Source organism: Paraburkholderia sp. J63, assembly GCF_905220245.1.
Lineage (GTDB): Bacteria > Pseudomonadota > Gammaproteobacteria > Burkholderiales > Burkholderiaceae > Paraburkholderia.
Window position 1 is genome coordinate 68,246 of record NZ_CAJMZF010000031.1, and the last position, 25,963, is coordinate 94,208.

The 25,963-nt window shown below is 65.4% G+C and carries 25 protein-coding genes and 1 pseudogene; 17 read left to right on the plus strand and 9 right to left on the minus strand.

Going from position 1 to position 25,963, the window contains the following annotated elements:
- Positions 1-19: 19 nt before the first annotated feature.
- From U5775_RS27250 to U5775_RS27265, 4 genes and pseudogenes are all read left to right on the plus strand, one after another.
- Positions 20-973, plus strand: coding sequence for an ABC transporter substrate-binding protein (locus U5775_RS27250; protein WP_322061213.1), 954 nt, complete (start codon positions 20-22; stop codon positions 971-973).
- The gene (fhuB, locus tag U5775_RS27255) at positions 970-3,024 is read left to right on the plus strand and encodes a Fe(3+)-hydroxamate ABC transporter permease FhuB (RefSeq protein WP_322061214.1); all 2,055 of its coding nucleotides are present in this window, start codon (positions 970-972) and stop codon (positions 3,022-3,024) included. The genes U5775_RS27250 and fhuB overlap by 4 nt, the downstream gene beginning before the upstream one ends.
- Before the next feature lie 21 nt (positions 3,025-3,045).
- On the plus strand, positions 3,046-4,737 hold the full coding sequence (locus tag U5775_RS27260; RefSeq protein ID WP_322061215.1) for a cyclic peptide export ABC transporter: 1,692 nt from the start codon (positions 3,046-3,048) through the stop codon (positions 4,735-4,737).
- A gap of 61 nt (positions 4,738-4,798) precedes the next feature.
- A pseudogene (locus U5775_RS27265) lies at positions 4,799-4,945 on the plus strand (Fe3+-hydroxamate ABC transporter ATP-binding protein FhuC); the annotation flags it as partial.
- 71 nt (positions 4,946-5,016) lie between these two features.
- Here U5775_RS27265 and U5775_RS27270 read toward each other — a convergent pair.
- Positions 5,017-5,490, minus strand: coding sequence for a MarR family winged helix-turn-helix transcriptional regulator (locus U5775_RS27270; RefSeq protein WP_322061216.1), 474 nt, complete (start codon positions 5,488-5,490; stop codon positions 5,017-5,019).
- Between the two features lie 44 nt (positions 5,491-5,534).
- Here U5775_RS27270 and U5775_RS27275 point away from each other — a divergent pair, with 44 nt between their 5' ends.
- From U5775_RS27275 to U5775_RS27295, 5 genes are all read left to right on the plus strand, one after another.
- Positions 5,535-6,173, plus strand: a complete 639-nt coding sequence (locus U5775_RS27275; protein WP_322061217.1) for an NAD(P)H-dependent oxidoreductase — start codon at positions 5,535-5,537, stop codon at positions 6,171-6,173.
- A 166-nt stretch (positions 6,174-6,339) separates the two neighbouring features.
- Entirely contained in the window at positions 6,340-8,514 is a 2,175-nt protein-coding gene (gene katG / locus U5775_RS27280) for a catalase/peroxidase HPI (RefSeq protein ID WP_322061218.1), read from the plus strand.
- A gap of 89 nt (positions 8,515-8,603) precedes the next feature.
- Positions 8,604-9,326 carry a haloacid dehalogenase type II gene (locus tag U5775_RS27285; RefSeq protein ID WP_322061219.1) on the plus strand — a complete coding sequence of 241 codons (723 nt, stop codon included), beginning with the start codon at positions 8,604-8,606 and terminating at the stop codon, positions 9,324-9,326.
- Positions 9,323-9,955 (plus strand): TetR/AcrR family transcriptional regulator, encoded by a 633-nt coding sequence (locus tag U5775_RS27290; protein ID WP_322061220.1) that lies wholly within the window; start codon positions 9,323-9,325, stop codon positions 9,953-9,955. Before U5775_RS27285 ends, U5775_RS27290 begins: the two co-directional genes overlap by 4 nt.
- 214 nt (positions 9,956-10,169) lie before the next feature.
- Entirely contained in the window at positions 10,170-10,571 is a 402-nt protein-coding gene (locus U5775_RS27295) for a VOC family protein (protein ID WP_322061221.1), read from the plus strand.
- 66 nt (positions 10,572-10,637) lie between these two features.
- Here the strand turns inward: U5775_RS27295 and U5775_RS27300 are convergent, their stop codons facing one another.
- Positions 10,638-11,288 (minus strand): HAD family hydrolase, encoded by a 651-nt coding sequence (locus U5775_RS27300; protein ID WP_415913664.1) that lies wholly within the window; start codon positions 11,286-11,288, stop codon positions 10,638-10,640.
- A gap of 208 nt (positions 11,289-11,496) precedes the next feature.
- On the opposite strand from U5775_RS27300, the gene U5775_RS27305 reads away from it, so the two are divergent.
- A complete protein-coding gene (locus tag U5775_RS27305; RefSeq protein ID WP_322061223.1) occupies positions 11,497-12,174 on the plus strand; it encodes an MgtC/SapB family protein in 678 nt (225 codons plus the stop codon).
- Between the two features lie 6 nt (positions 12,175-12,180).
- On the opposite strand, the gene bfr is transcribed toward U5775_RS27305, so the two are convergent.
- The 4 genes from bfr to U5775_RS27325 all read right to left on the minus strand — a co-directional run bounded on the left by bfr (position 12,181) and on the right by U5775_RS27325 (position 14,845).
- The gene (gene bfr / locus U5775_RS27310) at positions 12,181-12,657 is read right to left on the minus strand and encodes a bacterioferritin (RefSeq protein WP_322061224.1); all 477 of its coding nucleotides are present in this window, start codon (positions 12,655-12,657) and stop codon (positions 12,181-12,183) included.
- Positions 12,658-12,825: 168 nt separating this feature from the next.
- A complete protein-coding gene (locus tag U5775_RS27315) occupies positions 12,826-13,641 on the minus strand; it encodes a hypothetical protein (RefSeq protein WP_322061225.1) in 816 nt (271 codons plus the stop codon).
- 8 nt (positions 13,642-13,649) lie between these two features.
- Entirely contained in the window at positions 13,650-14,129 is a 480-nt protein-coding gene (locus tag U5775_RS27320; protein WP_322061226.1) for a hypothetical protein, read from the minus strand.
- A gap of 71 nt (positions 14,130-14,200) precedes the next feature.
- On the minus strand, positions 14,201-14,845 hold the full coding sequence (locus U5775_RS27325) for a nitroreductase (protein ID WP_322061227.1): 645 nt from the start codon (positions 14,843-14,845) through the stop codon (positions 14,201-14,203).
- Positions 14,846-15,083: 238 nt separating this feature from the next.
- Between U5775_RS27325 and U5775_RS27330 the strand changes: the two genes are divergently transcribed.
- Positions 15,084-15,764 carry a 4'-phosphopantetheinyl transferase family protein gene (locus U5775_RS27330; protein WP_322061228.1) on the plus strand — a complete coding sequence of 227 codons (681 nt, stop codon included), beginning with the start codon at positions 15,084-15,086 and terminating at the stop codon, positions 15,762-15,764.
- 124 nt (positions 15,765-15,888) lie between these two features.
- Positions 15,889-16,341, plus strand: coding sequence for a ferric iron uptake transcriptional regulator (fur, locus tag U5775_RS27335; protein WP_322061229.1), 453 nt, complete (start codon positions 15,889-15,891; stop codon positions 16,339-16,341).
- 39 nt (positions 16,342-16,380) lie between these two features.
- On the opposite strand, the gene U5775_RS27340 is transcribed toward fur, so the two are convergent.
- The 3 genes from U5775_RS27340 to U5775_RS27350 are packed head-to-tail and all read right to left on the minus strand — an operon-like array spanning position 16,381 to position 20,947.
- The gene (locus U5775_RS27340; RefSeq protein WP_322061230.1) at positions 16,381-17,781 is read right to left on the minus strand and encodes an efflux transporter outer membrane subunit; all 1,401 of its coding nucleotides are present in this window, start codon (positions 17,779-17,781) and stop codon (positions 16,381-16,383) included.
- Positions 17,782-17,786: 5 nt separating this feature from the next.
- Complete coding sequence (locus U5775_RS27345) at positions 17,787-19,814, minus strand: MacB family efflux pump subunit (protein ID WP_322061231.1); 2,028 nt, start codon at positions 19,812-19,814, stop codon at positions 17,787-17,789.
- Positions 19,808-20,947 carry an efflux RND transporter periplasmic adaptor subunit gene (locus U5775_RS27350; RefSeq protein ID WP_322061232.1) on the minus strand — a complete coding sequence of 380 codons (1,140 nt, stop codon included), beginning with the start codon at positions 20,945-20,947 and terminating at the stop codon, positions 19,808-19,810. The genes U5775_RS27345 and U5775_RS27350 overlap by 7 nt, the downstream gene beginning before the upstream one ends.
- A 642-nt stretch (positions 20,948-21,589) precedes the next feature.
- On the opposite strand from U5775_RS27350, the gene U5775_RS27355 reads away from it, so the two are divergent.
- The 5 genes from U5775_RS27355 to U5775_RS27375 all read left to right on the plus strand — a co-directional run.
- Entirely contained in the window at positions 21,590-21,817 is a 228-nt protein-coding gene (locus tag U5775_RS27355; RefSeq protein ID WP_322061233.1) for an MbtH family protein, read from the plus strand.
- A gap of 9 nt (positions 21,818-21,826) precedes the next feature.
- On the plus strand, positions 21,827-22,603 hold the full coding sequence (locus U5775_RS27360; protein ID WP_322061234.1) for a thioesterase II family protein: 777 nt from the start codon (positions 21,827-21,829) through the stop codon (positions 22,601-22,603).
- Positions 22,604-22,634: 31 nt separating this feature from the next.
- The gene (locus U5775_RS27365; RefSeq protein ID WP_322061235.1) at positions 22,635-24,086 is read left to right on the plus strand and encodes a peptide synthetase; all 1,452 of its coding nucleotides are present in this window, start codon (positions 22,635-22,637) and stop codon (positions 24,084-24,086) included.
- A gap of 201 nt (positions 24,087-24,287) precedes the next feature.
- On the plus strand, positions 24,288-25,211 hold the full coding sequence (locus U5775_RS27370; RefSeq protein ID WP_322061236.1) for a YqcI/YcgG family protein: 924 nt from the start codon (positions 24,288-24,290) through the stop codon (positions 25,209-25,211).
- Between the two features lie 146 nt (positions 25,212-25,357).
- On the plus strand, positions 25,358-25,963 hold a 606-nt coding region (locus U5775_RS27375; protein ID WP_322061237.1), incomplete at its 3' end, for a condensation domain-containing protein.

The following is a 25,963-nucleotide window of genomic DNA, read 5'->3' on the forward strand; positions in this document are numbered from 1 at the left end:
TTCTTTCCGGTTTGATGCAATGAATCGACGGGCCATGCTCGCCGCGCTGCTGGGCGGCGCGTTCCTCACCATCGGCGCGCGCGTCCGGGCCGCCGCGCCGCGCCGCGTGATCGTGCTCGACTGGGGCCTCGCGGAGCTCACGCTCGCGCTCGGCGTGGTGCCGGTGGGCATGGCGAATACGCCGGGCTTCCGGCGCTATTTCACGGCGTGCCCGGTGCCCGATTCCGTGGTCGATCTCGGCCTGATGTTCCAGCCCAACATGGAGCTGATGCTCGCACTCGAACCCGATCTCATCGTCATCACACCCGCGCATGCGTCGATGCGTGGCGTGCTCGAACGCCTCGCGCCCACGGTCACGCTCGGCATGTTCCGCGCGAGTCCCACGCCGTACACGGCCGCCTGCGAAGAGACGATGCGCCTCGCGCGCCTGTTCGACCGCGCGGCGCAAGGCGAGGCCGCCGTGGCGCAAGCGCGGCGCGCGATCGCGGCGGCGCGCGCGCGGCTCGACGCGTTGCCCGCGTACGCAAACGCCGGCGGCGGCGCGCCCGTCTACCTGACGCGCTTCATCGACGAATCGCATCTGCGCGTGTTCGGCACGCACAGCCTGTTCGGCGAGCTGCTCGCGCAACTCGGCTTGCGCAACGCGTGGGGCGGGGCGGATCGCGCGACGGCCTCGGCGATGATCGGCTTCGATGCGCTCGACGCCGATCCGCGCGCGACGCTCGTGTACGTGAAGCCGCTGCCCCCCCTGACCGCGACGATGATGCGCATGAGCCGCATCTGGCAAGCGATGCCGTTCGCGGGCGCGGGCTGCATGACCGGCATGGCCGAGGTGCCGCCCGAAGGCGGCATTCTGAGCGCGGCGTACTTTGCGCAGGCGCTCGTCGATGCGCTCGCCGCGCTGCCTGCCGCATCACCTGGCGCATCACCGGTTGCCCGCCCGGCGGCCTTGCCCGCCCCGGAGGTCGCATGAAGCACGTCACGACCGCGGCCTGCGTGCCGATGCGCCGCACGCCGCTCGTGCCGGTCTGCGCGCTGTTCGCGCTCGCGGCACTGCTGTTCGCGCTGCGTCTGGACGCGCGGCTCGCGCCCGCGTTCTGGTGGCAGGCGCTCGTCGCGCCCGCAGCCTCCGATGTGGCGCAACTGCTGGTGCACGACGGCGACTTTCCGCGCGTGGCCGTCACGCTGCTGTGCGGGGCCGCACTCGGGCTCGCGGGCGTCGCGACCCAGCAGGTGCTGCGCAATCCGCTCGCGGAACCGATGACGCTCGGCATCTTCTCGGGCGCGTGGCTGGCGCTCGCGCTCGCCACCGTCTACGCGCCGTTCCTGCTCGCCGGCGGCCGCGACGCGGTCGCGCTCGCGGGCGGCGCGGCGGCGCTGGCCGCCGTATTCGCGCTGGCGGCGCGGCGCGGGATGTCGCCGCTCGCGCTGATCCTCGCGGGTATGATCGTGAACCTCTGCGGCGGGGCGTTCTGCCTCGCGCTGGCGATCTCGCACTACGACCTGCTGAGCGGCCTGCTGGTGTGGGGCGGCGGCTCGTTCGCGCAGCACGACTGGCGCGTGGCGCTCGCGCTCGCCTGGCGCTTCGTGCCGTGCGCACTGCTGTTGCTGCTGTGTCTGCGGCCGCTGGCGGTGTTCGATCTCGGCGAAACGGTGGCGTCGAGCCTCGGCGTCTCGCTGCGCGCCACGCGCGGCGTCACGCTCGGGCTCACGCTGCTGATCGCCGCTTTCGTGGTGAGCGCGGTGGGCGTGATCGGCTTCGTCGGGCTTTCGGCGCCGGCCATCGCACGGCTCGCGGGCGCGCGACGGCTGCGCGAGCGCGCGATCTGGTCGCCGCTGATCGGCGCGGCGCTGCTGTGGCTAGCCGACCAACTCGCGCAGCCAGGCACGGCGCGCTTCGGCATGGCGATTCCCACCGGCGCGATCACGACGCTGATCGGCGCGCCGCTCCTGCTGGTCATGCTGCGCCGTCTGCGCGGCCGCCCGAATCTCGCGCAAACGCCCACGCAGCGCAGCGCGCCGCTCTCGCCGCGCGGCCTGCGCATCGTGGCGCTCGCGAGCGCGCTGGCGCTGACGTCGGTCGTCGCGCTTTCGCTCACGCTCGGGCGCGGCCTCGCGGGCTGGCATCTGGGCTGGTCATTGGGTTGGCAACGGGGCGACGCGCACGGAGCCGCTGCGCTGTTGTTCCTGCGCTTGCCGCACGTGGTGGCGGCGGCGGGCGTGGGCGTGCTGCTCGCGCTCTCGGGCGGCATCGTGCAGCGCATGACCGGCAATCCGATGGCGAGCCCCGACTTGCTCGGCATCTCCGCGGGCGGCGCGCTCGGTCTGACGGGGGCGCTCTTTCTTACCGCGCATCCGGGGCTGCCGACGTTTCTCGCGTGGTGCGCGGCGGGCTCGATGCTCACGCTGTGCGCGCTGGTGCTGATCGCGCGCAGCGCGTCGTTCTCTGCCGACACGCTGATCCTCGCGGGCATGACGCTGAGCGCGGCGTTCCAGGCCGTCTCCGTGATCGCGGTATCGAGCGGCGATCCGCGCGTCATCATTCTCTACAACCTGCTGGCGGGCTCGACCTACAACGTCGGGCCGTGGATGGCCGCGCTGGTGGCCGCCTGCGCGCTGCTCGCGCTCGCGGCCGTGCCGCTGTGCCGCCGCTGGCTGGACATCCTGCCGCTCGGCGATGCGGTCGCCGCGGGGCTCGGCGTGCACATCGCCTGCGCACGCTTCGGCCTCTTGCTGCTGAGCGCGCTGTTGAGCGCCGTGGCGACGCTCGTGATCGGACCGCTGTCGTTCATCGGCCTGATGGCGCCGCACATGGCGCGCATGCTCGGCATCCGCCGCGCCGTGCCCTTGCTGTTCATCGCCGCCGTATTCGGCGCGACGCTGATGATCGGCTCGGACTGGCTCGGCCGCTGGGTGCTGTTCCCGCAGGAAATGCCGGCCGGCGTGATGGCCACGCTGCTCGGCGGACTCTATCTGATCCTCACGATGTTCCGGCGTCCGGCGCAAGACCGGCCCGGTTCCTGATGCACCGTCTCAAGGAGACTCATGTCTTTGCTCTTGAAGCTCGCGCGCCATTCACGCCGGACCTTGTTCGTCGCGCTCGTCACCAGTCTCGTCAGCGGCTTCGGCAACGCCGGCCTCGTCGCGCTCATCAACCAGGCGCTGTCGGCCTCCACGGCGCAGCTCGCGCGCCTCGGCTGGCAGTTCGTCGTGCTCGGCGCGCTCGTGCTCGTCACGCGCACCGTCTCGCAGACGCTCTTCATGGACCTCGGCCAGCGCGCCAAGGCAAGCCTGCGCATGCAGACGATCCGGCGGCTCGGCGACGCCTCGTTCCGCCATCTGGAGCAGCAGGGCGCGGCGCGCTCGCTCGCCGTGCTCACGCAGGATCTCGACGCCATCGTGATGCTGTTCGTGCGCATGCCCGCGCTCGCGATGCAAAGCGCCGTCATCGTCGGCTGCCTCGCCTATCTGAGCGTGCTGTCGTGGCAGATCCTCTTGGTGGCGATCGTCACGATCGGCATCGGCGCGGCGGGCTTTCGCGTCGCCAACGGGCGCGCGCTCTTTCACCTGCGCGCGTCGCGCCAGCGCGAGGACGATCTCGTGCGCCACTTCCGCGCGCTCTTCGACGGCGCCAAGGAACTGAAGCTGCACCGCCTGCGCCGCGCCGCCTTCATCGACGACACGCTTTCCACCAACGTGGAAGCCGTGCGCGTGCAGCGCACACGCGGCTACGTGCTCTACGCGGCGGCGGCGAGCTGGGGCAGCTTCATCCTGTTCGCCTTCATCGGCATCACGCTGTTCGTGGTCGCGCGGCTCTTTCCCGTGAATACGCACGTGATGTCGGGTTACGCGATGGTGTTCCTCTACATGATCATGCCGATCGAGTCGCTGCTTTCGGCGATTCCGAATATCGGCACCGCGCGCGTGGCGCTGGAGCGCATCGAGCAGGTGAACGCCGAACTGCCGCTCGAACACGGCCTCGACGCGCCGGTGAAGGCTTCGTTCGAGAGCATCGTGCTCGATGGCGTCACGCATCGCTACTTCCGCGAGAAGGAGAACGACGTGTTCACGCTCGGACCGATCGATCTCGCGTTCAGGCCCGGCGAACTCGTCTATCTGATCGGCGGCAACGGCAGCGGCAAGACCACGCTCGCGAAGATGATCGTGGGCCTCTATGCGCCCGAAAGCGGGCGCATCGTGCTCAATGGCGCGCCGGTGGGCGAGGCCGATCGCGACAGCTACCGGCAACTGTTTTCGGTAGTGTTCAGCGACTTCTTCCTGTTCGACAGCCTGCTCGGCATGCGCTTCGACGGGCTCGACCAGACGGCGCAGGACCTGCTCGTGCATCTGCAGCTCGATCACAAGGTCGGCATCAAGGACGGCGCGTTCTCCACGCTCGAACTTTCACAAGGGCAGAGGAAGCGCCTCGCGTTGCTGGTCGCGTATCTGGAGGACCGGCCGTTCTATCTGTTCGACGAATGGGCCGCGGACCAGGACCCGCTCTTCAAGGAGGTGTTCTATCGCACGCTGCTGCCCGGGCTGAAGGCGAAGGGCAAGACCGTGGTGGTCATCACGCATGACGACCGCTATTTCCCGCTCGCCGATCGCTATATCAAGCTCGAATATGGCCGGCTCGTGGAAACCGGCGCGGGTGGGGATCTCAGCGCGCGATATGCGGGCGCGAACGAGGCGGGGAGTGCGGGTGGTGCGGCGCACGCGCCGCTCGCCGCGCATTGATCTGTTGTGCTGATGAATGTTGTCTGTCGAGTTTTTTGCCGATGAGTTTTCCGCCCATGACTCCGCGCTCGACATCGCGCACCAGATCGAAGTGCTCGCGCTCGTGCGGCGGCTGAGCAAGGAGCGCGGCAGCGGCGTAGTGGTGGTGCTGCACGACATCAACATGGCGGGCCGCTTCTGCGACGAGCTCATCGCGCTCAAGGACGGCGGGATGCCGATCAGCTTCGCGCATTGAGCGCGATCCGATGCAGCGACAACGCGCGGCGAAGCGTTGGTCGCTCAGACCGAGCGTCCCGCCTCGCTCTCCTGGCGTTCCCTCATCGAATCCGCGAGTTTTTGAAGCAGCAGGGGAAACATACGCGCCTCCTCGGCGGACCAGTCCTTGATCAGCTCTCCGAGCAGCTTGCGTCGTGCTTTGGTGATCGCCGCGAGGGTCCGCTTGCCGGTGGCCGTGACGGCCGCGGCTCTCACGCGCATGTCGTCTTGCATCGCCGGCCGCTCGATGAGGCCCGACTGTTCGAGCTTCGCAAGCTGGCGACTGACCGTGGAAGCGTCGCGGCCCACCTGCTCGGCGAGCTGCGCAACGCTCATCGCCCCGGCCATGTCCAGCCGTACCAACAGCGGAAAGAGCGCCCGGTCCAGCGAAACACCGGCTACGCGTAGCAATACCTCGTCTTGCCGCGGGCTGTTCAGGCAGCCGGTGAGTGCGATCAATGCCGACGCGATCGCGTCAATATTCCGTGCATCATACATGCTTTACTTGGCCCGTCCGTTGACCTATGATGCGTGCATCATACATGCAAATTGGTCGATTGATGACTGCAAACCAGACCGTGCTCCTGATCATGGGAAGCACACGCGCCGGCCGGAACTGCCCGAGGATTACCGAGTGGGTTGCAGGGATCGGGCGTTCGTGCACGGACCTCGCTTACGAGATCGTCGATCTGGCTGACTGGCCGCTTCCGATGAACGACGAGCCGGGGCTTCCGGCACTGGGTGGCCCCTATGGCCACACGCACACGCAGGCCTGGAGCGACAAGATCAAGAGCGCCGATGCGGTGGTGTTCGTCACGCCGCAGTACAACTGGGGCTACCCGGCCGTGCTCAAGAATGCAATCGACCATCTCTACCACGAGTGGCGAGACAAGCCCGCCGCGATCGTGACTTACGGAGGGCACGGCGGCACCCGATGCGCGAAGCAGCTTCGCCGGGTCGCCGCTTCGGTGAAAATGCGCGTCGTCGTCAGCGCACCGGCGCTCAGACTCCCGGATGCCGTCATTCGGCAGAACGCGCCGTTCGCGCCGGAGCAAGCGTTCTCACGCTACGAGCCGGAAGTCCGGCGGGCGTTGATCGAATTGGCCGATCAGGTCCACGGCCGGGAGCGCATCTCGACGCGTATTCGCGGAACGTGGAAACGGCTTCTCAGCTCGATTTAACGCAGGCGGAACTGCAAATCCGGAGTTTGAATGACCGGGGACCGCATTGCGCTGGCCACAAGTCAGTCATAAGCCAGCTACCGCTATCGGCCACATTGGCAGGCTCAATTGGGGTGTTTCGTCAGAAGCGGATATATTAAAGCCCCCACACGCGAATGGAGGAGATATGAGCACGCCAATCGATACCCCCACGCCCGATGCCGCTAAATGCCCGTTCCACGCCGCGCCCAGGCCGGTCGCCGGCGGCGGTACCCAAAACCGCGACTGGTGGCCCAAACAGTTGCGCGTCGACTTGCTGAACCAGCATTCCAATCGCTCCAATCCGTTGGGCGAGCGCTTCAACTATCGCGAGGAATTCAGGAAGCTCGACTACAGTGCCCTCAAGGCCGATCTCAAGTCCTTGCTGACCGATTCGCAGCAATGGTGGCCCGCCGACTGGGGTAGCTATGCCGGCCTGTTCATCCGCATGGCCTGGCACAGCGCGGGCACCTATCGCATGGTCGATGGCCGCGGGGGCGCCGGCCGCGGCCAGCAGCGCTTCGCGCCGCTCAATTCGTGGCCCGACAACGTCAGCCTCGACAAGGCGCGACGCCTGCTGTGGCCGGTCAAGCAGAAGTACGGCCAGAAGATTTCGTGGGCCGACCTGATCGTGCTGGCCGGCAACGTGGCTCTGGAGAACGCGGGCTTCCGCACTTTCGGCTTTGGCGCCGGACGCGAGGACGTCTGGGAGCCGGATCAGGACGTGAACTGGGGCGACGAAACGAAGTGGCTGACCCACCGCGACCCGGAGACGCTGGCGAAAAACCCGCTCTCCGCCACCGAGATGGGTCTGATCTACGTGAACCCGGAAGGTCCGAACGCCAGCGGCGACCCCGTGTCGGCCGCGCCGGCCATCCGCGCGACGTTTGGCAACATGGCGATGGACGACGAGGAAATCGTCGCGCTGATCGCCGGCGGCCACACGCTCGGCAAGACCCACGGCGCCGGCGCCGCCACCAATGTGGGCGCCGACCCGGAGACCGCCCCGCTCGAAGCCCAGGGGCTCGGCTGGAGCAGCAGCTATGGCAGCGGCGCGGGGGAGGACGCGATCACGTCGGGTCTCGAAGTGATCTGGACGCAGACGCCCACGCAGTGGAGCAACCACTTTTTCGAGAATCTGTTCAAGTACGAATGGGTGCAGACGCGCAGCCCGGCCGGCGCCATCCAGTTCGAAGCCAAGGACGCGCCGGAGATCATTCCCGATCCGTTCGACCCGTCGAAAAAGCGCAAGCCGACCATGCTGGTCACCGACCTCACGCTGCGTTTCGATCCGGAATTCGAGAAGATTTCGCGCCGCTTCCTCAACGATCCGCAGGCCTTCAGCGAAGCGTTCGCGCGCGCGTGGTTCAAGCTGACCCACCGCGACATGGGACCCAAGGCGCGCTACCTCGGCCCGGAAGTGCCGAAGGAAGACCTGCTCTGGCAAGATCCGCTGCCGGCGCCGGCTCACCACCCGAGTGCCGCCGACATCGCCGACCTCAAGGCGAAGATCGCCGGATCGGGTCTGTCGATCAGCGAACTGGTCTCGGTGGCGTGGGCGTCCGCGTCGACCTTCCGCGGCGGCGACAAGCGCGGCGGCGCCAACGGGGCACGGCTCGCGCTGGCGCCGCAGAAGGATTGGGAAGTCAACAAGATCGCCGCCGCTGTGCTGCCGAAGCTGCAGGCCATCCAGCAAGCCTCGGGCAAGGCCTCGCTGGCCGACGTGATCGTGCTGGCGGGCGTGGTCGGCATCGAGCAGGCCGCGGCGGCGGCAGATGTCGAGGTCGCCGTGCCGTTCGTGGCCGGTCGTGTCGATGCCCGTCAGGACCAGACCGATGTCGAAGTGGCCGCCGTCCTCGAACCGGTTGCCGACGGTTTTCGCAACTATCGCCGCGAGGAGGGCGGTCCCTCGACCGAGACCCGCTTGATCGACAAGGCCCAGCAACTCACGCTGACGGCACCGGAACTGACCGCGCTGATCGGCGGCCTGCGCGTGCTGGGAGTCAATTTCGACGGCAGCCGTCACGGCGTGTTCACCGACCGGGTCGGCGTGCTCAGCAATGACTTCTTCGTCAATCTGCTGGACGCGCGCACGGTCTGGAAACCCACCGACGCGACGGCCGAGCTGTTCGAGGGACGCGATCGCAAGAGCGGCGAAGTCAAGTACACGGGCACTCGCGCCGACCTGGTGTTCGGTTCCCACGCCGTGCTGCGCGCACTGGCGGAGGTCTATGCCAGCGACGATGCAAGGCAGAAGTTCGTCGAGGACTTTGTCGCGGCCTGGACCAAGGTGATGAATCTGGACCGCTTCGATCTGGCCTGATTGACGTGCTGGATCGGGAAGGGCGGCGGCTGACGGAGGATACTCCGTCAGCCGCCGTGCATCCCGTCCACTAGCCCAAGCTCGACTCCATGACGAACCATACCGAAATCAAGGCCCTCGTATTCGACGTCTTTGGAACGATCGTGGACTGGCGAAGCGGTGTCGCACGAGAGGCGGCCGCTTTTCTGCATCGCTACGCGCCCCAGCTCGATGCCTTCGAGTTCGCGGATGCGTGGCGACGCGAATACTCGCCTGCCATGGAGGAAATCCGCAGCGGACGCCGGGCGTATGTGCGCCTCGACGTTCTGCACCGCGAGAATCTCGTGAAGGTGCTGAACCGTAACGGCATCGTTGGGGTCCCCGACGCCGAGATCGATGCGCTCAACCTGGCCTGGCATCGCCTGGATCCGTGGCCGGATGCCGTCGAGGCGCTGCACCGTCTGAAGCGAAAATTCATCGTCGCCCCGTTGTCGAATGGAAACATCCGCCTGATGGTCGATATGGCCAAGCGGGCTGGCTTGCCGTGGGACGCCATTCTCGGCGCCGAAGTGGTGCGCGCTTACAAGCCTTCGCCGAAGGTGTACAGCGAGACGGTGGAGATTCTTGGTCTCGCGCCCGCCGAGCTGTGCCTCGTTGCGGCTCATAACGGGGACCTCGCGGCGGCTCGCCGGCTGGGTCTTTCGACGGCTTTCGTCGCGCGGCCAACCGAGCATGGCCCGAATCAGGAAACCGACCTCGGAGCGGAGCAGGCGTGGGACTTCGTCGTGGATGATCTGGGCGAGCTGGCGAACCAGCTCTTGCCAGAAGCATGACGACGAAGAGGCCAACGAAGAGGCGCCCATCACTCAAGCCGCGCAAGGTCCCGCAGCAGTCCCGCGCCGAATACACCGTTGCGGCCATTCTGGAGGCCGCGGCCGGCATTCTCGAAACCCGGGGCATGGATGGCTTGAACACCAATCTCGTGTCCCAGCGCGCCGGAGTCAGCATCGGCTCGCTCTACCAGTACTTCCCCAACAAGGACGCGCTCATCGTCGCACTCTGTCTGCGTGAGCACATCACGTTCTACACCGAGGCCCGCGACGCGCTCGACCAGCCGACGGGGCAGACGGCGTTGAAATACCTCATATCGGTTTCGGTGCGCCAGCAACTGCGTCGTCCGGCGCTGGCGCGCGCCCTCGATTTCGAGGAAGGCCGCCCCGTGATTGCCAAAGAACTCGCAAGCGCGAAGGCCGGTTTTCTTGAACTGGTGCAGCAGATTCTGTCTCGTAGCGATATCCCGCCACAGGCGAGCATGGAGATCGCGACGGAGGATGTGCTCGCCATCGTGCGAGCCCTCGTCGATGCAGCGGGGGAACGCGGCGAGGTACGCCACGGCGCATTGGAGCATCGCGTCGGGCGCGCCTTGTTCGGCTATCTCGGCATCGGCGACGAGCAAAAGTGAGTAAACATTCACGTCCGCGACGGACATCACGCGAAAACCCGCGCCGTTAAGGGCTCCGACACCACACGAGCCCTCGCCGCTAAAGCGAGTTTAAAAACCGGGCCATGACTCGCAAAATGTCCTGCATGGCGCATCCGCCTGAAAACGCCGCTGAATGGTGTAGGGCGGTGAATGCGCCGGTACGGCCATCGAAATCTTGTGAGATCTATTGACTATGAAACTTGACCCGCAGGCTAAACTCAACCACCTGAGCTTTCCCACCGCCAACGTTGCCGAGACCGCCGCGTTCTTCGAAAAATATCTCGGCTGCGAGATTGTGGCGGCCGGTCAGCACTGTCTGCTCAAGCGCAATGACTTCGACATCGTGCTCGAGCACGCCGAGGAAGAGGCGCCGGTCTGGCCGAAAAATTTCCATTTCGGCCTCGAAGTCGACACGCTGGAAGACGTCCAGATGCTTTATCGCGAGTTTCTCGAAGGCGGTGTGCAGATGGAAACGGAAGTATTCAACAACACACGCGGATCGCGATTTTTCTGCCGTGCGCCGGGTGGCGTGCTGATCGAGATTAATACGCGCGCGGACATGCAGCAACAGGGCCAGTGGCAGAAACTCTTTTAACGGCGCCGAAATACCGATGGGATTCTGCGCGAAATCGGCCACCGGTTTTCATCGCATCGTATGGCCTTATTCATCTAGCAGCCGGTGTTCGCGCAGTTCATCGGCAAGCAAGCGGTGGCCGGTGAATTGATGGCCCAACAGCCCCGCGTTGCGCGCGCCTTCAACATTCACGGCCAGATCGTCGATGAATAACGTTTGTGCGGGCGCCACGCCCAATGCGCCGACGCATTTCAGATAAACCTCCGCGCACGGCTTCGCTGCGTTGAACGACGCGGACGCATAGACGTGCGCACCGAAAAGCTCCGCAATGGGCGGGCACAATCCGGCAATGTGCGTTTCCACCAGCCGGGGATTATTCGTCAGCACGGCAATCCGGCATCGTCGGGATATTTCGGCGGCGAACGCGAGCACCTCGACATTCGGCGTCATCGACTCGCGGCGCGCCTCCAGCCAGTCGTAGAGCGACACGGTGCATCCCAGCAGCGCGCTGGTTTGGCGAAGGTAGGCCATATCGTCGATCGATCCGGCGTCCGCCTGCGCTTCGAGTCCCGAGCCCCAGATTGCGTGGACCACTTCGTCTGGCGTGCGATTCGAGAGCCTCGCGAGCCGATTCACCCGCACCGACCGGTCGTAGTGGACCAGCACGTCGTCCATGTCGAACAGGACGAGCGAAACGCCTTGTTGACGGCTTTTATCCCGTATCGATTTTTCATTCATCGTTATTTCATTGCTCATTCATTTTGCTTTCAATGCGCCCGGCAAAGTCGCTTATGTTGCGAATGATTTTCACTCATATCGCAAATCGCGTTAATATTGAGATTGTGACATTTACGTGACAATTGCGTGACGCTGCTGCCGACCGGACTCGACACCTTGCCGATCTAGATCGGGCAGCGCGCGCGGGATATTTGCCGGTGGAAAAAAGATGATCTCTCAGCTCGAAATGGTTTCGCGGCTCGTTATGGCCGCCGCGCTGGGAAGCGTGATTGGATTTGAACGCGAGCGGCTATCGTGGGCCGCGGGATTGCGCACGCATATGCTGGTATGCGTGGGCTCGGCGCTCGTCATGATCGTGTCGGCGTTTGGATTCAAGGACGTCCTTGGCACGGCCAATGTCGTACTCGACCCTTCGCGAATGGCGGCGCAGGTCGTGTCCGGCATCGGCTTCCTCGGGGCCGGCTCGATTCTGCTGCGCGGCGAGGTGATCCGCGGCCTGACCACCGCAGCCAGCCTTTGGGCGGTCGCCGCGGTCGGCCTGGCGGTGGGAGGCGGGATGTATACGGCGTCCATCGCGGCGACGATCATCATTCTCATCATCCTCGCGGGCGTCAAGCCACTCGAACGACGTTTCATCGCCGTTCGGCAGCAGCGCAGCATCCAGATGTTCGTCGAGAAGGGCAGCGTTTCGCTCGATAGCGTGCACGGCGCGCTCGGCTCGGGCAGCGTCAGGGTCAAGCAACTGATCGTTCAGCAATCGGAAGACGACAGCGAAGTCGATCACGTGCAGATTGCGCTGTCGCGCGTCACGCCCGCCGAATTCGAGGCGATCTGCCAGCGTCTCGAATCGATGCGGGGCGTGCGCGAATTCCGCCGATTGCCGTGACGGCGGTCAGCTTAGTGGACCCATTGCGGACTGATGGTAATTTTCGAGGCCGACCTTGTCGATCAGGTCGATCTGGATTTCCAGCCAGTCGATATGGTCTTCGGTGTCGTCGAGGATTTCGACGAAAATCTCTCTCGAAACGAAATCGCTCACGGACTCGCAGTAGGCAATCGCTTCCTTGCACTGCGCCTGCGCCGCGTATTCGAGCTTGAGGTCGCATTGCAGCACCTCGAGCGTATCTTCGCCGACCAGCAATTTGTTGAGGTCTTGCAGGTTGGGCAGGCCGTCGAGCATGAAGATGCGCTCGATCAGCTTGTCCGCGTGTTTCATCTCTTCTATCGATTCGTCATATTCGTGCTTGCCAAGCGCCTCGAGGCCCCAATGCTTGTAGAGCCTCGCGTGAAGGAAATATTGATTGATCGCCGTGAGCTCGTTTTTCAGCTCGGCATTCAGATACTCGATGACCTTCGGATCGGCTTTCATCGTCCCTCCCGCGTGCTCGTCCAACACCGCTTCGTTTGCGTCCATACAGCATAGTCGGCCTGCGAGCGGACGGCGCTAATGGTTGAATGAACGAGAAGTATTTTTATTCCTGGCTGCATGGCCATCGGCGGCGCACGACATAGGGATCCGGACGACTGGCCAGCCGCTTCAGTTTCGCAGCCAGCCCGATGCGTAGACGGTCCACGCCGGTTCCGCGAGCGCGATGGCGCTGCAAATGCGGCCGGGCATGGGGAGATCGAGTACGTGATAGCGCTTGCCGTCGTTCGTCTGCGCCGTGGTGGCGGCGCCCGGTTGCCTGAGGAATGTGGGGTCCATCTCGGACGTCGTGCGCCCGGTCAGCGCGCAGAGGCTCGCATGTCGCGCTTGCCAGTGCGGTTCGCCAGCGTGGCCCGCCAACGGCGATTGCTCCATGACGATGCGCCGGTCCAGCGCCCTTGGAGCGAAAGCCGTCGTTTCCGCGATTCCCGGGGCGGGCATGGCGGAGCCGATTCCAACAGGCGTGGTGCCGACGGCGATGATCACCCACAGGCTGGTGAATGCCATATGAATGTGGAGCCCCGCCGCAGCGCCTGGATTGAGCAGCTTCAGGCTGCCTTCGCGGGTGCTGCCGAACTCCAGTTCTCCGGGCGGACACGCGAGCATGGGCGCGAGCGCGAGGCGAACCGCGGCGCACCCGACAAGATAGCGTTTTGCCAAAGCGGAATTGGGGTAATGCTTCGCCCATTGGTATTCGGCTTTGGAGATGCACAGGCGCGGATTGTCGTTCAGGATGGCTTGCCACTCCGCGCGATATCGCCACAAGTACAGCTCGCCGGGCGCGGGCAGGGCCTGCCGGAACGGGGCGGGGGACGTGTGCGAGAGGGCGACGAAGTCGAGTGCGGGCGTTGAGTAGATCGGGTGCCGTCTGGTTGCGCTGGTCTTTGCGGTTTTGCGAACGAGATCTATATCGGCAGCAAAAGGCATTCGTTTCCTCAGTGCATATAGGTGAAATCGCGCTCGCGGACGCGAACTTCGACCCCGGCTCTTGCCAGTGCGACGGCCAGCTCGCGCAGACACATCAGCAGCCGGTTTGCAGCGGTTTGCGAAAGCGAACGTCGCAGCAAACGCGTTGCCGCTTCGTCACGAGCGCGCTGAAGCAGTGCGATGGCTTGCAGCAGCATTGCCTCGTCGCTCGCGAGATCCGATGCGCAGCGGCAGCGTATGTCGAGCGGACGCACTGCGACTTCCGTCATGGCAAGCATCGCGCGATCGAAATGCTGGATGTCGGCCAGCGGCATCCCTGCGTCGCGCAAGAGGGTGCCCCAGCGCAGCGTGCCGTGCCGTGCGCCGCAATGCGGCCTGAGCCACGCACGGATGGCGATCAGCAAGAGCTGTTCGGGTCCGTCGGCCTGTTCGAGCCATGCGTCGTCCGGTGCTTCCTGGCGTTCGGTCGGACGGGTATAGGGATTCATCGTGTCTCCATGGAGTGCCGCGCGATCGCGGGCCGGCCGGGCGTGACCGGCGGCACGGCCGGTTCGGTGGTTCAGATCGAGGTGCGTCCCAGCCACTCGCGGACGTGATGGCTGCGCGGCGGGCGCAACGCGCTGCGTTCGTCGGATTTCGGAGTACCGACGAACAGGAAGCCCAGCAGGCGATCCGAGGGTTCGAAATCGAGCGCGCTCTGGAGCTGGGGATCGTAGGTGTCGACGCCCGTTGCCCAGAACCCGCCATAGCCGAGCGCGTGGATGGCGTTGAGCATGTTCATCGCGGCCGCACCGGCGCTCATCAATTGCTCGAGTTCGGGAATGGGGCCGCCCTGGGCGATGGACGCGCCAAGCGCGATGATGACCGGCGCGGCGAATGCGCGCTGGCGCCGGTGCTCATGGGCGGCGCGCGGCGTACCTGGCTCGCGGGCCGCTGCGACATCGACGAGAATTTCCGCCAGCTCGGCGCGCGCCTCGCCGCGAATGAAGGCAAACCGCCACGGACGCAGGCGTCCGTGGTCAGGCGCGCGAAGCGCGGCATCGAAAATCAGATCGAGCTCGGCATCGCGGGGGCCGGGCTCGGTCAGCGGCCAGCACGATTGACGTGCGAGCAGCGTTTCGAAAAAGGCATCGTGAGCGGGCAATGCGAGGTTCGCGGCATGACTTTGCGCTGCCGAGGTCGCCGAGGTAATAGAGACGTCCATGACTTGATCCGGTTTGAAGAGACGAACCGTATGATGATCAAAAATCTGTTTTATTGCAAATGATTCTCATTCAGTTGCGTTTTGACTTCGACTGCTTTATGCTGGCGCCATGGCACATCTAGTCAGCGATGAAGTACGGGAGCCGGTCGTGCGCTCATCACGGGCAGTGCGCCTTCTGGCGGAAGGCCGATGGCCGGAAGACATCGATTTATGGCATGTGTAATTCGATTTCGATGGCGTGCGCCCGAATGAGGCGCCCTTTCTCGACACCGCTGAACGCGAAAGGGCGGCCCGGTTTCACCAGTTGGCGGACCGGGTTCGCTTTGCCTCGACGCGCTCGGTGCTGCGGGAATTGCTAGGGCAGTATTTGAGAATCGATCCGGCCGCTGTGCCGCTTGTCGTATCGGGCCGGGGCAAACCGGAACTGGCCGGTTCGGCGTGCGGCCGGCTGTCGTTCAATGTGTCGCATTCGGGCGATCACGCGCTGATCGCGATATCGTCCCGGCGCACCGTGGGCATCGATATCGAGCGTATCGACGCAGCGCTCAACTGGCGCGAACTCGCCGCGCTCGTTTGTACGCCGTCCGAGCTTCAGGCGATCGAACGGTCGTCGCCCGAGATTCAGCCGGTGCAATTCTTCCGTTGCTGGACGGCAAAAGAGGCACTGCTGAAGGCGCTCGGTTTGGGTATCACGGCAGGGTTGCTGGCGCTGCGTGTCGATTCGCGCGAGGAGAGGTCATGCGGGCAGCCGCAGGTGGTCGACAATGCGCATGCATTCGAAGGCGCGCTTGCGTTGCGCTATGGCTGGCTACCGGATATTGACGGGTATCTCGGCTGTCTCGCCTATGAATGCGACACCGGCGCTTGCTCGCCGACATTCGCGGGGCCCCAATCAAACGCTAATTCTGAAAAGAAATAAGAATAATTTCTGTTGCTCTTATCGCTACGTCGACTGTCGAGTCATAGCGATTACAAATCGAAGCGCGGCGTCCAATGCTTTAAAATAATTATTACTTTCCGCCGCCACTCACTTCGGTTTTCCCATGTCGTCACAGGTTGTTGAAGAACTCCAGAGCGCAGGCTTGCGCATCACCACGCCGCGGGTCAAAGTGCTGGAGTTCTTCCGCTCGACCGAATCTCGCCATTGCAGCGCTGAAGATGTCTTCAGGCATCTCGTCGAAGAAAAGGTCGAGATTGGCCTCGCGACGGTCTATCGCGTGCTCGGCCAACTCGTGGACGCCGGTATTCTCACCAGCAGCATGCTCGATTCGACCAAGCTCGTGTACGAATTGAATCAGGGCAAGCGTCACGATCACATTATTTGCGTCAATTGCGGCAGAGTGGACGAGTTCTCCGATCCGTTGATGGACGCGCGCCAAAAAGCCGTGGCGGACGGTCTCGGCTACGTGCTGACCGGTCACCAGCTCGTATTGCACGGCTACTGCTCTGCATGCCGGCCCAAACCTCAAGACCCCGCTACACGCAAGAAAGCGTGACCCGGCGCGAGTGCACGCGGGCCGGAAACCCCAACGGCTTTATCCCGAATGCGAGTCCGCGGGCACTCGCCAGCCGCCGCCGAGCGCCCGGCATAGCGACACCGTCGCCTGCAGGCGCGCGAGCCGCAACTGCACGTTTTCATCATTGGCGCTAAAGAGCGTCTGTTGCGCATTGAGCAGCACGATCAGCGTATCCGCGCCGGCCCGATAGCGGCTCTGCGCGAGCGCAAGCGCGCGCTGCGCTTCATTCAGTTCTTCGTTCTGCGAACGGATTTGCGCGTCGATGCCATCGATGGCGTTGAGCGAGCGCTCGACGTCGCCGAATGCCGAGATGATGGCGTTGCGGTAACTGGCGAGCAATTCCTCGCGCTGCGACATGGCGAGATCTCGTCCGGCGGCCAGCGCGCCACCGTTGAAGATGGGCGCGGTCAGCCCGGCCGCCACGCTATAGAGCGAATTGTCGAAGATCGTGTGCAGCCGTTCGCTGCCGAATCCGGCCGTGGCGCTCAAGGTCAGGCTCGGCAGCATGGCCGCGCGCGCGGCCGTGACGTTCGCATTCGCCGCCGCGAGCAGCGCCTCGGCGCGCGCGAGATCGGGCCGCTGCACGAGCACCGAGGAGGGCACGCCCGCATCGATGTCGGGCAGCGTCAGCCCATCGAGCGACGCGGTGCTCAACTGCAATTGCGGGACGGGCACACCGGACAGGACGGCCAGCGTGGCAAGGCTGTCGTTCGTTTGCTGCGCGAGCGCCTCGGCGGCGCGCCGTTGCGCGGCGACGGCCGCGCGCTGCTGGGCGACGTCGAGCTGCGTGGCGGCGCCGGCGCGGTACTGCGATTCGACGGTGTCCAGGATCTGGCGGGCGGTCCCGAGATTGCGCCGTGCGATGTCGCCGCGCTCGCGCAGCGACACGGCCTGGAGCCATGTAGCCACGATATTGGCCGATACCGTCAGCACCACCGTATCGCGGTCGAACACCGAAGCGTGAAAGTTCGCCTGCGCGGCGTCGCGCAGCGCGCGATTCTTGCCCCAGAAGTCGAGCTCGTAACTCGCCGCCAGCCCCAGATCGAAACTGGTGCCCTGGAGCTCGCTGTCACTGACGAGCAGGCCGCCTTCGCGGCTCGCGTCGGCGAAACCGGACAGCACCGGCAGCATGGGCGAGCCCGCGATGCGCGCGCGCGAGCGCGCCTGCTGGACGCGCGCAATGGCGGCCGCGATGTCGAAGTTGTCCGTGGTGGCCTGCTGCACGAGCCGGTCCAGTTCGGCGTTGCCGAAGGCGCGCCACCAGTCATCGGCGACGGGCGCGCCGCGCGCGGGGCCGCCATAGCGCCAGGCGGGCGGCGCGGCGATGCCCGCATCGAGCGGCGGCCGGGCGACACAGGCGCACAGGGCGAGCGCCGAAAGTGTAGAGAGGGCCGGCAGAGCGGCGAAGCGACGTTTCATGGCAATCATTCGCTGGACAGGGCCGCGACGGGATCGAGCCGCGCCGCCTGGCGCGCCGGCATGAAGCCGAACACGAGCCCGGTCAGCACGGCGCAGGCAAACGCGCCGATGATCGCGCGGATGGAGAAAATGGCCGGCACGTTGCAGGCGATCAGAATGGCGCCGACGAGCAGGCCGCCGGCCACCCCGACGATGCCGCCCACGCCGGACACCAGCGTGGCCTCGGTCAGGAACTGGCGCAGGATGTCGCGCTGGCGCGCGCCCGTCGCCATGCGGATGCCGATTTCGCGCGTGCGCTCCTTCACGGTCATCAGCATGATGTTCATGACGCCGATGCCGCCCACCACGAGCGAAATCGCGGCGATGAGGCCCAGCATCAGCGTGAGGGTGCTCTGCGTTTCCGTCTGCGCCTTCACCGACGCCGCGCTGTTGTACACCTGGAAGTCGTGCACGTGGTGCGCGGCCTCCAGCGTGCTCGTGATGGTGCTGGCGGTCTGGTCGGCGAGATCGAGCTTGTCGACCAGCACCGAGATCCACGAAAGATTCGTTGTGCCGACGATCCGGCGGCTACCCGTGGAGTAGGGCATCAGGATCACGTTGTCGTCGTCGGCGTCGCCCGAGGTCGCGCCTTTTTCGTCGAGCTCGCCGATCACCTGGAACGGCACGTTGTTGACGAGCAGATAGTGTCCGACCGGATTGGCGCTGCCGAACAGCTTCTCCCTGACGCGCTTGCCGAGCAGGACCACGGTGGAGAGGTGCCGGTCGTCCTGCGGCGTATAGAAGATGCCGCGGCTCGTCTTCCAGTTCAGGATGCGCGAGGCGTCGCTCGTGACCGCCCATAGCGGCACCTGCACGTCCTTGCTCGCGTAGCGCACGGTCACGTTGCCCTGGAGAAAGGGCATGGCCGCGGCCACGTTGGGCACCTGGCGGACCATTTTGACGTCGGCCTCGGTCAGCACGCCGCCGGGGCCGCGCGGATTGTCGCCGCCCGGAATCACATAGAGGCGGTTGGTGCCGAAGCTGGCCATCTTCTCGATGACCTCGCGCTCGGTGCCGGCGCCGATCGCGAGCATCACGATGACCGACGCCACGCCGATGATGATGCCGAGCAGCGTCAGCAGCGTGCGAAAGCGGTTGATCCAGAGCACGCGCCATGCCGCGCGCAGGGCTTCGCGGGTGTCCGCGAGCAGCGACGCCGTGCGCGCGACGCCCGCCGACATGGCGTCGACGAAGGTATCGGCGTCGAGCGACGGACGGCTCTGGCCGGCCGCGGCCGGCCCCGAATCGGCGATGACCTGCCCGTCGCGAATCTCGATGACGCGCCGCGCACGCGCGGCCACGCTGCGATCGTGCGTGATGAGAATGATGGTGTGGCCGCGGTCGGCGAGGTCTTCGAGCAGTTGCATGACCTCGGCGCCGCTCTTCGAATCGAGTGCGCCCGTGGGCTCGTCGGCCAGCACGATGTGGCCGCCGTTCATCAGCGCGCGGCTGATCGATACGCGCTGCTGCTGGCCGCCCGACAGCTGGCCCGGACGATGATCGAGACGCTCGCCGAGCCCGAGCCGCGTCAGCAGGTCCGCCGCGCGCCGCTCGCGCTCGGCCACGGGCATGCCCGAGTAGATGGCCGGCACTTCGACGTTCTCGCGCGCCGATTCGGTGGCGATCAGGTGGTAGCCCTGGAACACGAAGCCGAATGCTTCGCGACGCAGCCAGGCGAGCTCGTCGGCGCTGAAGCGCGCGATATCGTGGCCGGCGAAGCGATATTCGCCCGACGTGGGGCGATCGAGGCAGCCGAGGATGTGCATCAGCGTGGACTTGCCCGACCCCGACGCGCCCACGATCGCGACGAATTCGCCGGCGTGGATCGTCAGATCGATGCCGCGCAGAATCTCGACGGCGGGCACGGGCCGGTTGTCCGGTCCACGCGCGGTGCCGCCGTACGATTTGCGGATGCCGCGCAGATCGATGAGCGCCGGCGTCGCGCGCACGCCGGCTGTGGTGTCGCTCGCGGGCGCTGGATTGCAGATCACCACGTGAATCTCCCGTCGCTGGCGCGCGTGCGCGTGATGCCCGTGACGACGCGCTCGCCCGGCTGCAGGCCGGAGAGCACGGCGCCGTTCAGACGGTCGTGCACGCCGATGCGGACCTCGCGCGTGACGATGCGGCCATCCTGATCGACACGCGCCGTGTAGCGGCCGGCGCGCGCATCGACAGGCGTGAGCGCCGAGAGCGGCGCGATCACGGCCTGCTTCGCGCGCGCGATCACGAAGAACACCTGGGCGCTCATCTGCGGCATCAGCAGGCCATCGGCATTGGCCACGTCGAACAGCGCCGTATAGAGCACGACCTTGCCCGCGGGCTGCGCCGCCGCCGGCGCGGCCGACTGCTGGCCGGTCGCGTCGGGCGACGAATTGGGATTGGGCGGCGCGGGCAGGATCTGGCGGACCGTGCCGGTCCAGCGCCGCTCGTCCGAGCCGAGCGTCGTGAAGTAGACCGGCATGCCCGGCTTCACGTGCGCAATATCGGCCTCCGAAACCTGGGTCCAGACGGTCATGGTGGAAAGATCGGCAATGCGCAGGATGTTCGGCGTCTGATAGGTCGCGTTGAGCGTCTGGCCTTCGCGCGCGTCCAGCGTCACGACCGTGCCCGACATCGGCGCATAGATACGGGTGTAGCCCAGTTGCGCCTCGTCGCCCTTGAGGTTCGACTGCGCGCCTTCGATCTGCGCGCGCAGGTTGTCGATGTTGGCGCGCGCCGAGAGCAGCGCGGCGTAGGCCGTCTGCACGTCCTCGTCGCGCGTGGACCCGTCGCCCGCCATGCGTTGCTGACGCGCGTATTGCTGCTGCGCGAGCACGGCCTGCGCTTTCGCGCTCGCGACCTGCGCACGCAGGCTGTCGAGCGCCGAGCGGTCCACGTCGACTTTCGCCTGCTGCACGCTCGGATCGATCTCGACCAGCAGGTCGCCGCGCTGAACCTTGCTGCCGGCCTGCACGCGGATGCGGCGGATTTCCCCCGAGGCCTGCGCGCCCACGTCGACATAGCTGTGCGGTTGCAGCGTGCCCAGTGCGGTGACGTTCGATTCGATGTCGCCGCGCGTGACGGTCACCGTGGAAATATGTTCAGTGATGCGAAAGAAGAACAGCCAGAGGATCCAGGCGAACAGCAACAGGGTCAGCGTCAGGAGGGCAGTTTTTCGGTGTCGCCTGGTCAATGGTCTCATTGCACGTCGGAAGGTAGCGGGTGCTTCTCTGGCGGTGTCGCCTTCGGGTACGGAGGCGGGGACGGCGGAGCGAACGCGTTCGTCGTCGCCGATGCCTGCCTTGATCCGCAAAGGCTCGGGCGCGTCTGCATCATGGCGACGCTGGCTTCGCGGAGAATTGGAGCGTTGGAGTATAAGCGATTCTCATTTCAGTTTTTTCAAATCCTTGTAGCCGTCAACGGTAATCGGGCCAGGATCGCGGAGGAAACCGCGCCACGGCACGGTAGGACGGCGCATTGTGATGCGATTGCGGTCGTCATCATGGCGACATCGATCGATGCTCCTCTATGCCCAATACATCGGACGCGAAGCAATTTGTTACAAAAAACGCGCGAAAAATACGCTCGCGTTTCATGGCGGCGATTGACGCCGTGCGATTTGTCGGTGCCTAGGGAAAATACCTTGACAAGCGTTTCAAGGAGGCATAATTTGCCGGTGTTTTTGCGAACGATTCTTATTCAGTCTTTGAGAAGGGTTCGCAAACTGTGGTTGCAGCCGGCCCGCGAAAGTGCGGGGCGCCGTTGAAAAAGATCAAGACAGGAGTGTCGAATGAGCTGGGATGACGAGAGCGCTGAGTTCGAGGTGGTGATGAACCATGAGGAACAATACTCAATCTGGCCGAGCTACAAGGCGGTTCCCGGCGGCTGGAAAGCCGTGGGCAAGAAAGGCCCCAAAGCCGAATGCCTCGCGTGGATCGAGGAGCACTGGACCGACATGCGCCCCGCGAGCCTGCGCCAGGCGATGGACGGCAACGTGACGCCCGCCACGACGCACTGACCGGCCGGCATGTTTGCTCAATCGGACCGCGAGGCCGCGCTCACGCTCTTCTGCCTGCCCTATGCGGGCGGCAGCGCGGCCATCTACCGCGAGTGGGCGAGGCGCGTGCCGGCCTGGCTCAAGCTGGTGCCGCTTCATATGCCGGGGCGCGGCACGCGGCATGGCATGCGAGCGATGCATCAATGGCCGGAACTGCTCGATCTGCTGATCGACGATATGCAGCCGCATCTGCAGCGCCCGTTCGCGATCTTCGGGCACAGCATGGGCGCGCTGATCGGCTTCGAGCTGGCGCATGCGCTGCGGGCGCGCCTCGGTCGCTCGCCCGTGTGGCTCGGTGTCTCGGCATGCAAGGCGCCGTCGCGCCGCGAGCGTGAACTGCACTGGCTGACCTGCCCGGACGCCGAATTCCTCGACGAGGTGCGCTCGCTCAAGGGCATGCCCGATGAACTGCTCGCCAACCGCGAGTTCATGGAGCTCGTGCTGCCGTTCCTGCGGGCCGATTTTCACCTGTGCGGCAGCTACGACTACCGGCAGCGGCCGCCGCTTCAATGTCCCGTGCTGGCCATCGGCGGCGCGCAGGACGAGGAGCTGGTTGGCGATGCGCGCAACCTGCTCGACTGGCAGGCCGAGTCGAGCGGACCGTTCCGGCTCGAATCGCTCGATGCAGGTCACTTTTTCATCAATACGCACCGTGATGCGTTGATCGAGCTGGTCGTCGGCAGCCTCGCCCGCGTGCTGCGCCATGGCGAACGGTTCGACGACTCGCTGCGGCGATCGTACGCCTGACGGTCAGCGTCTCACGTGGAGATATACATCAATGGACAAGTCGTCTGCGCTGTTTGACTTTGCCCCCTACCTCGCCCAGCGCGAGGAAGTCATCGGGTTGATTCGCGAATTCGCATCGCATCAGGCGTTTCGCAGCGCGGCCGTCGAAGAACTCGAACTTGATGAGGAGTTCTACCGACGTCCGCTGCGCCCCGAAGACCTGGAGTTTCTGCAGTTCAAGAAAGCCGTGCCGGCGCTGAGCATCAGCCGCCTGCCGTCGCTCGCGACGCAACGCCTGCTCATGAGCCTCAACGAAGTGGGCGTGGCGCGCATGCCGCGTAAGGACGTGGACGGCGAATTCGCGCGGTTCGATGCGTTCTACGGCGAACAGAACCAGGTGCTCGGCGCGCGCATCCGGCCGTTTCTCGAACACTACGGGTTCACGTTTCTGGGCCGCGAAGCCACGCGTGACGACACGTCCGCCGCGCTCGCCGAGCGGCTGCGCACGCTGATCGACGACGAAACCGCCTTCTGGGCCGACATGTTCGCGATGCTGGCGCGCAACGACTATCTCGTCGACGGGCTGCGCTTCATCATGATCCAGCGCTGGAGCCTCGCGCCGTCGCGCCGCGTGGCGGTCGAGCGGGCCGAGGTGTCGGGCTATTTCAACGCGGTGCCCGCAGCCGACCGGCCGCAGCTCGCGGCGCAGGCGAGCGATCCGTTGCTGGCCACGGTGGCGGAATTCGCCGGCGTGACGAAGCGCGAGCACTCGTACTGGCAGTTCTATCTGCCGACCAGCATGGCGAAGTGCAACCTGCTCTACGCGCTGGGCTCGCGGCCTGACCGCGCCTTCGCGCTGCTGGGCGCCGCCTTTGCCGCCGAGGCCGAAGCGGTCGCGTTCCAGCAGGCGCTGGCAGCGGCTTGCCCTCATCTGGTGCCGCAACGCGCGCGCGCCGGGGCCGCAGAGACAGACGCCGCTGGCGATCTGTGCGGACGCTTCGCGCGGGCGCTGGCCGCGCTCGAAGCGGAATACGGCGCCGAGGGGCGCTTCCGTGTTTCTCAGGGCCTGGGCGCCGGCGTCAAGCTCGCGGAGCGCGCGCGCTGGGACCTGGGCGAACAGCTCAAGTGGCTATCGGCGATCGAGCATTACATCGCCTTCGCGGAGAAGATCGATCGCCGCATTGCCGCCGAATGCCCCGGCATCGACCGCGAAACGTTCGTCGAGCCGCGCGACATGTGCTCGACCACGCACGTCCACAACGATCACCGGCTCGTCGTGATCCAGAGCAGCGCGCCGCAGGACACCGTGCAGATGCACTTCTGGGGCAACCTCGGGATGCGCCTCGAAATGAAGCAGGGCGACAAGGTGCTGATTCCGGACGGCCGTCTGCACGGCTCGACCGTGATCTGCGAGGAGTGCACCTACGATCAGCCGATCATTCCCGAGGAGTGGATCGCCGAGCTGCTCGACGCGCCTCGCCGGGAGGCCGAGCAGGCCGCATAAGCGCGGCATGAATGGGGCATCGCCCCATTCGTGGTCGGGCGGGGCGCTGGAGCCCCCGCACCGATGCGCATCATAGGTACTACTAAAGGCATGTCGAAGGGCTCGTCTGGACGAGCCCCGGGGGACGTTTTCGCCCGCATTTTTCAATGCACCGGCGCAGCGCCTGCCCACATGCAGCGATTTTTCCGACTGGAGAGGGTCATGCAGCCCGAAGACAAGAGCGAAGCGACGCGGGAAAGCGGCAAACGAGGCGCAAGCGACTGGCGCTCGCGGATCATTCACGGCGAGCAGATTGGCGTAACGGAGTTTCCGCAATGGTTGGGCGGGTCCTACGAAAAACTGCGCTCGCTCGTGATGCACCCGGAATACCCGTGTTTCTTCGGCACCATTGCCGAGCGGCGCGGCGAGATGTTTTATGCCTACGTGCGCGACAAGGACACGAGCGGGCTGCCCGCCACCATGGCGACGTTCACGCGGCTCGCCTCGCAGCCGGAGTTTCGCCGCTACAACATTGCGATCTTTTTCGAGCCGGATGCCGAGCCGCTTTCGCATCAGACGTATCACGATCTGTTCTGGGACACGCTGCAATTCCTGCACGACGTCGATCCCGATCCCCAGGCGGACCGGCAGCCCGATCCCTCGCACGAGGAATGGGAGTTCTCGTTCGGCGGCGTGCAGATGTTCGTCGTCTGCGCCTGTCCTTCGTTCGCGCAGCGTCACAGCCGCAATCTCGGGCCGGGCATGGTCCTGCTGCTGCAGCCGCGCGCGGTGTTCGTCGACACCATCACGAACAAGGTGATCGGCCGCGAAGCGCGCAACCAGGTGCGCGAACGCCTGCGCAAGTGGGACGACGTAGAGCCGCATCCGGATCTGGGTTTTTACGGCGATCCGGGCAATCTCGAATGGAAGCAGTATTTCCTCGCCGATACGAACGAGGCGGCCGCGGACCGTTGCCCATTTCTCGCGCGACGTAACCGTGCGGCCGCCGCCGCGAAGCAGGGCGGCGGCAAGCGGATAGCCCATGAGCAGCATGCGCGTGAAGCGCAGGACGGGGACGACGCGATGGCGGAGCTGATGCTCGATGCGGACGCCCCGGTGCGGGAAGCGCGCGATACGCCGGTGTGAGACGACGCGATTCGTCGGCGATTCGTCGGCAAATATTGTCGGCAAATATCGTTGGTAAATAAGCAGAACATAAGAATAGCCGGACCTCGACCGCCAGTGAGCGCGGTCGAGGTCCGGCGTTGTGCGTAAATCGGAGTGGGTACGAGATGAGCGAAATTGCACGCGACCTGGATAGCGAGTTGCTTTCCGTTTCCCGGGCGTATGTCGGGTTGCCACCGGAAAAGCGGAAGGTGTTCCGATCGAGGCTAGCCGAGCGCGGCGTCGCGCGCGCGAGCCTGCCGATCGTGCCTTTTCCTGGCCAGAGCGGGCGGTTTCCCTTGTCGCACGCGCAGGAACGTCTCTGGTTTCTCTGGCGTCTGGAACCGCTGAGCGCCAGCTACAACATTACGGGTGCGGTGCAACTCGACGGCACGCTGGACACCGACGCTGTTCGGGCCGCCGTGCAGGCGGTGTGCGCGCGCCATGAGAGCTTGCGCAAGCGCTTCGAGGAACACGACGGCGTGGCGTGGCAGATCGTCGGCGAGACTCGCTACGACTGGCAGCAATGCGAGCTTGATCCGGATGCCGAAGCAAGCATCAAACCGCTGCTGCGCGACCTCTCGCTGCGCCCGTTCGACCTCACACGCGACGCGCTGCTGCGCGTGACGCTCGTACGTCTCGCACCCGATTCGCACGTGCTCCACTTCGCGATGCATCACATCGTCTCCGACGCCTGGTCGCTCGAACTGCTCACCCAGGAGTTTGCTCAGGCG

Excerpts from the sequence above, each read along its gene's own strand:
- U5775_RS27250 (WP_322061213.1), top strand. The coding sequence starts at position 20 with ATGAATCGACGGGCCATGCTCGCCGCGCTGCTGGGCGGCGCGTTCCTC.
- fhuB (WP_322061214.1), top strand. The coding sequence starts at position 970 with ATGAAGCACGTCACGACCGCGGCCTGCGTGCCGATGCGCCGCACGCCG.
- U5775_RS27260 (WP_322061215.1), top strand. The coding sequence starts at position 3,046 with ATGTCTTTGCTCTTGAAGCTCGCGCGCCATTCACGCCGGACCTTGTTC.
- U5775_RS27270 (WP_322061216.1), bottom strand. The coding sequence starts at position 5,490 with ATGTATGATGCACGGAATATTGACGCGATCGCGTCGGCATTGATCGCA.
- U5775_RS27275 (WP_322061217.1), top strand. The coding sequence starts at position 5,535 with ATGCAAATTGGTCGATTGATGACTGCAAACCAGACCGTGCTCCTGATC.
- katG (WP_322061218.1), top strand. The coding sequence starts at position 6,340 with ATGAGCACGCCAATCGATACCCCCACGCCCGATGCCGCTAAATGCCCG.
- U5775_RS27285 (WP_322061219.1), top strand. The coding sequence starts at position 8,604 with ATGACGAACCATACCGAAATCAAGGCCCTCGTATTCGACGTCTTTGGA.
- U5775_RS27290 (WP_322061220.1), top strand. The coding sequence starts at position 9,323 with ATGACGACGAAGAGGCCAACGAAGAGGCGCCCATCACTCAAGCCGCGC.
- U5775_RS27295 (WP_322061221.1), top strand. The coding sequence starts at position 10,170 with ATGAAACTTGACCCGCAGGCTAAACTCAACCACCTGAGCTTTCCCACC.
- U5775_RS27300 (WP_415913664.1), bottom strand. The coding sequence starts at position 11,288 with ATGAATGAAAAATCGATACGGGATAAAAGCCGTCAACAAGGCGTTTCG.
- U5775_RS27305 (WP_322061223.1), top strand. The coding sequence starts at position 11,497 with ATGATCTCTCAGCTCGAAATGGTTTCGCGGCTCGTTATGGCCGCCGCG.
- bfr (WP_322061224.1), bottom strand. The coding sequence starts at position 12,657 with ATGAAAGCCGATCCGAAGGTCATCGAGTATCTGAATGCCGAGCTGAAA.
- U5775_RS27315 (WP_322061225.1), bottom strand. The coding sequence starts at position 13,641 with ATGCCTTTTGCTGCCGATATAGATCTCGTTCGCAAAACCGCAAAGACC.
- U5775_RS27320 (WP_322061226.1), bottom strand. The coding sequence starts at position 14,129 with ATGAATCCCTATACCCGTCCGACCGAACGCCAGGAAGCACCGGACGAC.
- U5775_RS27325 (WP_322061227.1), bottom strand. The coding sequence starts at position 14,845 with ATGGACGTCTCTATTACCTCGGCGACCTCGGCAGCGCAAAGTCATGCC.
- fur (WP_322061229.1), top strand. The coding sequence starts at position 15,889 with ATGTCGTCACAGGTTGTTGAAGAACTCCAGAGCGCAGGCTTGCGCATC.
- U5775_RS27340 (WP_322061230.1), bottom strand. The coding sequence starts at position 17,781 with ATGAAACGTCGCTTCGCCGCTCTGCCGGCCCTCTCTACACTTTCGGCG.
- U5775_RS27355 (WP_322061233.1), top strand. The coding sequence starts at position 21,590 with ATGAGCTGGGATGACGAGAGCGCTGAGTTCGAGGTGGTGATGAACCAT.
- U5775_RS27360 (WP_322061234.1), top strand. The coding sequence starts at position 21,827 with ATGTTTGCTCAATCGGACCGCGAGGCCGCGCTCACGCTCTTCTGCCTG.
- U5775_RS27365 (WP_322061235.1), top strand. The coding sequence starts at position 22,635 with ATGGACAAGTCGTCTGCGCTGTTTGACTTTGCCCCCTACCTCGCCCAG.
- U5775_RS27370 (WP_322061236.1), top strand. The coding sequence starts at position 24,288 with ATGCAGCCCGAAGACAAGAGCGAAGCGACGCGGGAAAGCGGCAAACGA.